This is a genomic window from Streptomyces sp. MnatMP-M17, from assembly GCF_900091995.1.
GTDB lineage: Bacteria > Actinomycetota > Actinomycetes > Streptomycetales > Streptomycetaceae > Streptomyces.
Map to the genome: position 1 here is coordinate 1 of NZ_FMDK01000075.1, position 8,148 is coordinate 8,148.

At 67.9% G+C, this 8,148-nt stretch carries 6 protein-coding genes and 1 pseudogene; 4 read left to right on the forward strand and 3 right to left on the reverse strand.

Features of this window, described 5'->3' with window-relative positions; genetic code table 11:
* Positions 1–1,094 precede the first annotated feature (1,094 nt).
* A pseudogene (locus GA0115259_RS03995) lies at positions 1,095–1,835 on the forward strand (2-phosphosulfolactate phosphatase).
* A 920-nt stretch (positions 1,836–2,755) separates the two neighbouring features.
* Here the strand turns inward: GA0115259_RS03995 and GA0115259_RS04000 are convergent.
* The 3 genes from GA0115259_RS04000 to GA0115259_RS04010 form a co-directional block, all read right to left on the reverse strand.
* Positions 2,756–3,517, reverse strand: coding sequence for an SDR family NAD(P)-dependent oxidoreductase (locus GA0115259_RS04000; RefSeq protein ID WP_093590883.1), 762 nt, complete (start codon positions 3,515–3,517; stop codon positions 2,756–2,758).
* 48 nt (positions 3,518–3,565) lie between these two features.
* Positions 3,566–5,023 (reverse strand): MFS transporter, encoded by a 1,458-nt coding sequence (locus GA0115259_RS04005; RefSeq protein ID WP_093590886.1) that lies wholly within the window; start codon positions 5,021–5,023, stop codon positions 3,566–3,568.
* A 276-nt stretch (positions 5,024–5,299) separates the two neighbouring features.
* Positions 5,300–5,542, reverse strand: coding sequence for a hypothetical protein (locus tag GA0115259_RS04010; RefSeq protein ID WP_141716444.1), 243 nt, complete (start codon positions 5,540–5,542; stop codon positions 5,300–5,302).
* 464 nt (positions 5,543–6,006) lie between these two features.
* On the opposite strand from GA0115259_RS04010, the gene GA0115259_RS04020 reads away from it, so the two are divergent.
* The 3 genes from GA0115259_RS04020 to GA0115259_RS04030 form a co-directional block, all read left to right on the forward strand.
* The gene (locus GA0115259_RS04020) at positions 6,007–6,207 is read left to right on the forward strand and encodes a BBE domain-containing protein (protein WP_161230277.1); all 201 of its coding nucleotides are present in this window, start codon (positions 6,007–6,009) and stop codon (positions 6,205–6,207) included.
* A 138-nt stretch (positions 6,208–6,345) separates the two neighbouring features.
* Positions 6,346–7,470, forward strand: coding sequence for an FAD-binding oxidoreductase (locus GA0115259_RS04025; RefSeq protein ID WP_093590897.1), 1,125 nt, complete (start codon positions 6,346–6,348; stop codon positions 7,468–7,470).
* Positions 7,471–7,596: 126 nt separating this feature from the next.
* Positions 7,597–8,148: TetR/AcrR family transcriptional regulator (locus tag GA0115259_RS04030; protein WP_093590900.1), on the forward strand; the 552-nt coding region annotated here is incomplete at its 3' end.

The following is an 8,148-nucleotide window of genomic DNA, read 5'->3' on the forward strand; positions in this document are numbered from 1 at the left end:
CTCCGGGAAACAGAAAGTGCTGGCTGAGATGGATCTCAACCAGCACTCTTCGGCATCCCGCGGGCTACCAGTCGGTGTCCGAGGGGGGACTTGTACCGGGAGCCCACGGATCGCGCCACTCAGCGCCGAATTGGAGCTGGCTCTGCCGTAGCTGCCGACCGGAGTCTGGGCGAGGGGAAGTGTTGGTCGTGCGTCCGCACAGGTGCGAATCCCCGGCAGGGGACCCAGAACATGGGAACGGGGAAAGCCGGTCGACGGGGGTGAGCTTGTGATCCGTGAGATCATCCGGCTTGAGGGATAGATTCCTGGTCACCGGTTTCGAGCCTGGCCGGTGTGCTGTCCGAGTTCATGGGCACAGTGGCTGGGCACTGAGTCGAACGGCGGGGCACCGAACGCATCGGTGACCCCATCCGGGTACGACGCGGGCGGAGCCACCGGCACGTTTGGCGCTGCTCTGCTCTCACAGGGTCTTCAAATACCGACAGTGGTCACACGCTGCCATCCGGTACACATCCTCCCGATGCTTCCGCCCCCAGCCGAGTAGACAAGCACAGGCGCATGTGCGTCAACAGGTGACCTGTACAGTGCAGTTGACGACGCAAGGCCCGGCAGAGGGCTCTACCTCCTCAGCCGCCAAGCGCGTTGCAGGACAGTTCAGCTGGGGCGCACATGCACGGACTGACGCCAGGAGACAAGCCCGGCGAACCCTCCAGATCGCTTCGTGGCCGTTCCAAACTTGAGGTCGCTACCATCACCTCAGGTGCGCTCGGCGGAATGGCGGCAGGTCTCACATTGGTAGGCCGACCATGGTCCGCCAGTGATAGCCGTTCACGCGTCCCGACAATGCCCGGCACACCGGGCAGACGGCGGTGTCCTGCGGAGTTCGTGCGCCCACCACGGTCCGTCTGCCCTTGTCGGCATGTCCTCGATCCAGCGGGAACAGACCCGAAAACACCGTGTGCACGAGCCCGTTGACATCCTTCACGTGCAGGTCAACGGCCCTCACGACACCGCGTCGCCCCCGAAGTTGAGACAAGGCCGATGACCGTGCAGACCCGGCCCTTCGGATGATCCGGTGGCGTCAGAATAGTGAGATGGGCCATCACTTCGTTGGCATCCCAGAATTGACTGATGTTCCCCGTGTTGCGGTCGTCATCGACGTCATGCGCGCCTTCACCGTGGCCGCCTGGGGCTTCTCGCGTGGCGTCGAGAGGATCGCCCTGGCCTCAACAAAAGGTGAGGCACTTGCCTTGTAGGAGAGCCGCTCGGGTTGGCTGGCTTTGAAGGACGGAGCTCCAGCAGCGGGCTTCGACGCGGTGAACTCACCTGGCTTGCTCAGGTCATACGATTTCACTGGGCGCACGCTGGTGCAGAAGACGACGCCAGGAACCCTGGGCGCGCTGGCCGTCGCAAACACGCCACTGGTCTTGTGCGCGAACTTCGTGGTGGCCGGCCCGACCGCGCGGTTCCTCCAGACCAAGAGTTCCGGTCCGGTGACGTTCGTTGTCACCGGCGAGGGAGGCCGGGCCGACGAGGACCTGGCTTGCGCTGAATACATTGGCCAATGCATGGCCGGAGGCGACATCGAGGCGGCCCCGTATCTCCACCGCGCGAGGACTTCTCGTGCCGCGGCAGACCTCGCCGGTGGGCTGCGGAGTGGATACCACCCGGACGATGTCGACCTCTGCTTGGAAGTAGACAGGTTCTCCTTTGCGATGATGGCTCGCCAAGAAGAATCTCTAACGGTGCTCCGTCCCGTTGAGGTACCTGACATCCCGTCCAGATCCGCTGACCTGCTTGACCTTTGGACTGTCGAGGGGGCAGAGCTCACTTGAACGGGGCGGGCCCTGCCGTCCGCGCCAGTCGCTAGGAGCCGATGCGGGGTATGGATGATGCGGACCTGGCAACGGACCCGGCACCTCCCCAACCCATCAACCTTTCCCGACCGTGGGTCGGGGTGCTTCCCAAACCCGCGAACAACGGCTGTCGTTATCGTGGCTCTGGCCCGCTTTCCGTGACGCGTGCACGGTGGGTGATGTTCGCTGGGAGACCAGTGGGGCCGAAGGTGGGCCTCAGGTGCAGACGATGGGGCAGCCGCGTCGGATCGAGTGCTGTGCAACGCGCAGGAACAGTGCGACGTAGAAGGTTATGTCCAGGTCCTTGGTCCAAGGTCCTGTGCGAGTAGCGGCCAGTTCCTTTGCTTGGTGCCTGAACCACGTGCTCAGGTCGAGGTTGTCGCATGTCGCCGGGGTTTCGGCCAGCAGGTCGATGGCTGCCGCCAGCTTCTCGGCGAGCGGTAGTACCTGGCCTTGCGCGTCCGCATCGACTCGCTTTCCGTGTCACTGTGTTGCCAAGTCGTCGTAATTGCACCACGCCCAGCGGGCGTTTATTTCTCCGCGTTTTCCGGGCGATTACAGAGACGAGAATGCCCTGCCGTCGGACCAACGGCAAAGCGGAATGCACGACATCATCAGATGCGTCGGAGAATGTCAGGCGCCGGACACATGGTCAGGTACGGGGATTTTCATCACCGCCAGGGAATTCCGTCAGCTCCGGCGCACGACGTCAGGTCCGCCGCATCCCGTCAGATCCGGCGGCTGCGTCAAAATCGGGAAACTTCGTCAGGTCCGGCGGTCGGTGCGGGCTGCGGGCTGCGGGCTGCGGCGAGAACTTCCACGCGGGGCATACGAAGGGGGCCACGGCTTCCGCGACCCCCTCCTCGCGGCGCGTCACCGCGCCGTACGCCTCCCCGCGGTCAGGCGGTGGCACCGCCGTCGATCACATGGTCGTGCCCCACGACGAAGCTGGACTCGTCCGACGCCAGCCACAGGACGGCGTTGGCGACCTCCTGCGGATCGGCGACCCGGCCCAGCGGCACGGTCGGGGCCAGGCGGGCGTCACGCTGCTCACGGGTCTCGCCCTGAAGGTAGGACATCGGGGTGTCGATCGGGCCCGGGCTGATGGAGTTGATACGCACGCCATGCTTGATGTATTCAAGCGCGGCGGTACGGGTCAGGAAGCTGACGCCGGCCTTGGATGTCGAGTAGGCACTCATGCCGGCCAGGCGCCAGTGGGCACCCAGGTTGGAGGCCGTGTTGACGATGACGCCGCCGCCATTGGCCGCCATGTACGCGGTCTCGTGCTTCAGGGCGAGGAAGACACCCGTGAGGTTGACGGCGAGCACCTTGTTCCACACGTCCTCGTCGTGCTCGCCGACCGGCGTGCCGCCGCCGAGGATGCCCGCGTTGTTGAATGCGACGTGCAAACCTCCATGCCGGGAGACCGCGGCGTCCACCATCGCCTTGACGCTCTCGGAGCTGGTGACGTCGACGACGACGCCGGAAGCCCTGCCTCCCTCGTTCTCGATCAGCTTGACCGTCTCGTTGACGCCGCTCTCGTTGAGGTCGGCCACGACAACGGTCGCGCCCTCGCCCGCGAAGGAAAGAGCCGCGGTCCGGCCCAGAACGCCGCCGGCGCCGGTGACGAGAACGACCTTGTCGGTGAAGCGTGTACTCATGACGAACTCCTTGTTTTCTCAGGGATGTGTGCGGTGCGTTGGCTTGTGTCAGTCGCGGGACGCGGCACCGGCCGCGCCCGCTGTCGACTCCTCCTCAGGCGCGATCAGCAGGGTCTTGGCAGACCTTGTCGCGCGCTGGAGCAGTACGAGCCCTGCGGCGACGGCCAGTGAGACGGCCGCCACGCCGAAGGCGAAGCCGTACCCGCTCACGTCCGCCGCGGCCTCGCCGGCCCCGTGGCTGGCGCTGTGCGAGAGGGCGAGCGGTACGAGGGCGGCCAGGCCGACCGGAGGCCCTACCTCCATAGCTGTGTTCACGACTCCTCCGACCAGGCCGGCCTCCCCGGGCGCGGTGCGCTCCACCGCCCACACAGTCGCCCCGGAGAAGGTGAAGCCGGCGCCGACCGGGAAGAGTGTGATCCCCACCACGAGCACCCCCCAGTACGAGGAGTCCGCGTCGAGCGTGCTGAGCAGGCCCATTCCGGCGGCCCCCAGTGCCAGCCCGGCGGCCGTCAGGACACCGGCCCCGAACCGGCGCGCTGCCCGGCCGCCGGCCGACGCCGTGAACAGCACCGCGAACACGGGGGGAAGGAAGGCCGCCGAGGTACGCAGGGGTGAATAGCCCAGCGTCTTCTGAAAGTAGAGCGCCAGGAGGAAGAAGTACGACGCCATCGCGGCGGCCGTCACACCGATGGCGAACAGCGCCGCCAGCCTGCGGGCCGACGCCAGCAGCGCCGGCGGCACCAGCGGCCGGGACGACCGGGCCTGAGTCAGCGCGAACAGGGCCAGGCCCAGAACGCCGACGCCGATCCACGTCCAGTCCGACTCACCCAGACCGAAGATGAACGCGGTCAGCCCCGCCGTGATGAGCAGGGCGCCCGGCACGTCGAGCCTTTCGCGCCGGCGTGCGGGGCCCGTGGGCAGCAACGGCGCACACAGGACGATCACCGCAGAGACGACGGCCGGCGCGACGAACACCCAGCGCCATTCGACCCGGGACAGGATCACACCCGACAGGATGTTGCCGGAGCTGGCGCCGATGCTGGCCAGCACTCCCCAGACCGCCATCGCCCGGCTGCGCCGCGCCGTGTCGGGGAAGACCGAGCTGAGCAGCGCCATCGCGGCGGGGGCCGCCAAGGCCGCGCCCACGCCCTGCGCGAACCGGGCGGCCACCATGACCCACAGTGTGGAGGCTGCCGCGGCGGCGAGCGAGGCTGCGCCGAAGACGGCCACCCCGGCGACAAACACCGTCCGGTGCCCCAGGAGGTCGGCAAGGCGACCGCCGAGGACCAGGAGCCCGCCGAACGACAGGCTGTAGGCGGAAGTGGCGAAGACAAGATCCGTGTCGGCCAGCCGTAAGTCCCGCTGGATCGCCGGCAGAGCCACCGTGATGACGGTGATCGTGGCGATCAGGGTGATCTGGACCGCGCCCAGGAGCGCGAAGGACAGCCCCGGCCGCAGCCGGAGCGAGGCCGTACCGGGTGAGGTGTCCCCAGAGACAGTACCCATAGATGAATGCTCATTCCACTATAGGCTCAAAATAGCTGCAGGAACCCCGGCAACTAAGGTGATCAAAAGCTAGCACTCACTTGAACGAACGGTCCAGTTTAGTTATCGGCCTCAGTTATCGGCTGGCATGGCCGAATCAGGCGCGGGCGGTCACGTTCCGGGCAGAACGCGGCCCGGGAGCAGCGGGAGACACCCTGCTGCAGCCGGGAAACGTCGCCGCGGCCTGTGGTGGGCACACACCGGTGGCGGCGGCGGCAGCTTCGGCGTGGTCACCCGCTACCTGTTCCGCTCCCCCGGCGCCACCGGCACCACCGCAGCCGACCAGTTGCGCAAGCCGCCCTCCGAGGTCATCGTCTCGAACGTCACCTGGTCGTGGAGCGATATGACCGAGGCGGCGTTCACCCGGCTGCTGCGCAACTTCGGCAAGTGGTACGAGACCAACGGCTCGCCCGACTCGCCGTACGCCACGCTCTTCAGCCAGCTCAAGCCGCAGCACAAGTCGGCCGGTCCGTTCTCCATGACGACGCAGATCGACGCATCGGTGCCGAACGCCGCCGCGCTGCTCGACTCCTACCTCGCCGCCGTCAATGAGGGCACCGGCGTCAACTTCCGCGTGGACGACCGCCGCAAGATCTCATGGCTGCATGCGGTCACCCAGTGGCCCGGCTTCACCGGAACCGACACCACCACACGCTTCAAGGGCAAGTCGGCGTACATGCGGCGCGGGTTCACCGACGCCAACCTCAAGGCGTTCTGGACGCACATGACACGCACGGACTACGCGCATCCCGCGTCACTCGTCATGATCACGTCGTACGGGGGCAGGACCAACACGGTGCCGGCGGCCGACACGGCGGTTCCGCAGCGCGACTCGATCCTCAAGCTCCACTACGTGAGCTTCTGGACCGACCCCCGCCCAGGACGCCACCCACCTGGACTGGATCCGCTCCTTCTACCAGGACGTATACGCGGCCTCCGGCGGCGTGCCCGCCGCCAACGCCGACACCGACGGCTGCTTCATCAACTACGCCGACGCCGATCTCGCGGACTCCCGGCACAACACCTCCGGCATCCCGTGGCACGAGCTGTACTTCAAGTCCGGCTACCGGCGGCTGCAGACGGTCAAGGCCCAGTGGGACCCGAAGAACATCTTCAACCACTCCCTGTCGATCAAGGCGGTATGACGGTGGCATCCAGTACTCCTTCCCCCGACGACCGCACGGAGGCGTCCTCGGCCGTCGGCTGGTCGCGCCGTCGCCTGATGACGAACGCGGCCGTCCTGGCGGGCGCGGCGGTACCGGTCGCGACCGGCCGGGCCGAGCGTGCGGCTGGTCGCCTCCACCGAGCAGGTGCGCGACGCCGTGCAGCAGGCGGCCGACGCGGGCAAACGGCTCACCGTGCGGGGCGGCGGCCACTGCTACGAGGACTTCGCCTTCAACAACGCCGTCGAGACGGTCATCGATCTCTCCGAGATGAGCTCGGTACGCCACGACGAGCAGCGTGGCGCCTTCGAGGTCGAGGCCGGCGCCACGCTCACCGATGTCTACGAGCGTCTCTACAAGGCGTACGGAGTCGTCGTCCCGGGCGGCGTGTGCTACTCGGTCGGCGTAGGCGGGCACGTCAGCGGCGGCGGCTGGGGCATGCTCTGCCGCCGGGATGGCCTGATAGTGGACCACCTGTACGCGGTCGAGGTGGTCGTCGTCGATGCCCAGCGCCGGGCTCGGGTGGTAATCGCCACGCGCGAACCGGACGATCCCTACCGTGAGCTGTGGTGGGCTCATACCGGCGGCGGCGGAGGCAACTTCGGTGTGGTGACACGGTACTGGTTCCGCTCACCGGGCGCGACGGGCACCGCGCCCGGCTCGCTGCTGCCCAGGCCGCCGGCCGAGGTATTGCTCAGCGCGGTCTCCTGGCCCTGGGAGGAGATGACGCAGCAGGCGGTCACCCCCCTGGTCCGCAACTACGGTGCTTGGCACGAGGCGCACGCCGCCGCCGGGGGCCCGTACGACGGGCTGGTCGCCAACCTCAGCCTGAGCCACCGCTCCAACGGCCAGATCGGCCTGCTGACCCAGATGGATGCGACGCTCCCGGACGCGCGCGGACTGTTTGACGCGTTCCTCCGGGCGGTCTCCGACGGCGTGGGCGTGCCCCACGGCGCGGCGACCAACGCGATGGGCGAGCACGGGCCGATGCCGGAGTTCGCCACACCGCGGCGGCTGCCCTGGCTCCAGGCCACGCGCTATCTGGGCGTCACCAACTCTGTCCTGGTCGACCCCACGCTGCGCGGCGACCACAAGTCGGCCTACGTGCGCCGCAACCGGTCGGGCATACCGTGGACCACGCTCTACTACGGCGAGAACTATCCCCGTCTGCAGCGTGTGAAGGCCGCCTGGGACCCCACCGACTTCTTCCGGCACGGGCAGTCCGTCCGGCTGCCGGGAGCCTGAGCCCCGCCCCCGCCGCGGTACCGGATGTGACGCCCGCCGGTACCCGGCACCCGAAAGCCCGCCCTCAGCACACCGAGGGCGGGCTTTTCTGGACTGGTCGGTCTGCTCGTTGTTAGCCTCGTGGGTATGGCCAGAACCAAGGAATTCGATCCCGACGTGGTGCTGCAGCGCGCGATGGACCTGTTCTGGGAGCGGGGCTACGAGGCGACCTCGATGGCCGACCTGGTCGAGCACCTTGGCATCGGCCGGGCCAGTATGTACGGCACATTCGGCAGCAAGCACGACCTGTACCTGGCCGCCATGCGGCGGTATCTGCGGGGCAGCGAGGCGGGCTTCGTCACGGCGCTCGCCCAGCCGGGACCCGCGCTGCCGGCCGTACGCGCCTTCGTGCAGAGCTGGGTCACCGAGGCCCTGACCGACCCGCGCCGCCGGGGTTGTCTGGTGGTGAACGCGGCCGTGGAGCTGTCCCCACGCGATCCGGAGGTCGCCCGCCAGGTGGAGGTGAGCTGGAGCGTTGTGGAGACGGCTCTGGTCTCCTCCCTGCTGCGTGCGCAGGCGCAGGGCGAGCTGGCCGCCGACAAGGACGCGCACGAGATCGCCCGCTTCCTGCTCGTGGTGATGCAGGGCGTGCGGGTGATCGCGCGGGCCGCGCCGGAGGCCGAGCGGCTGCGGGCCGCC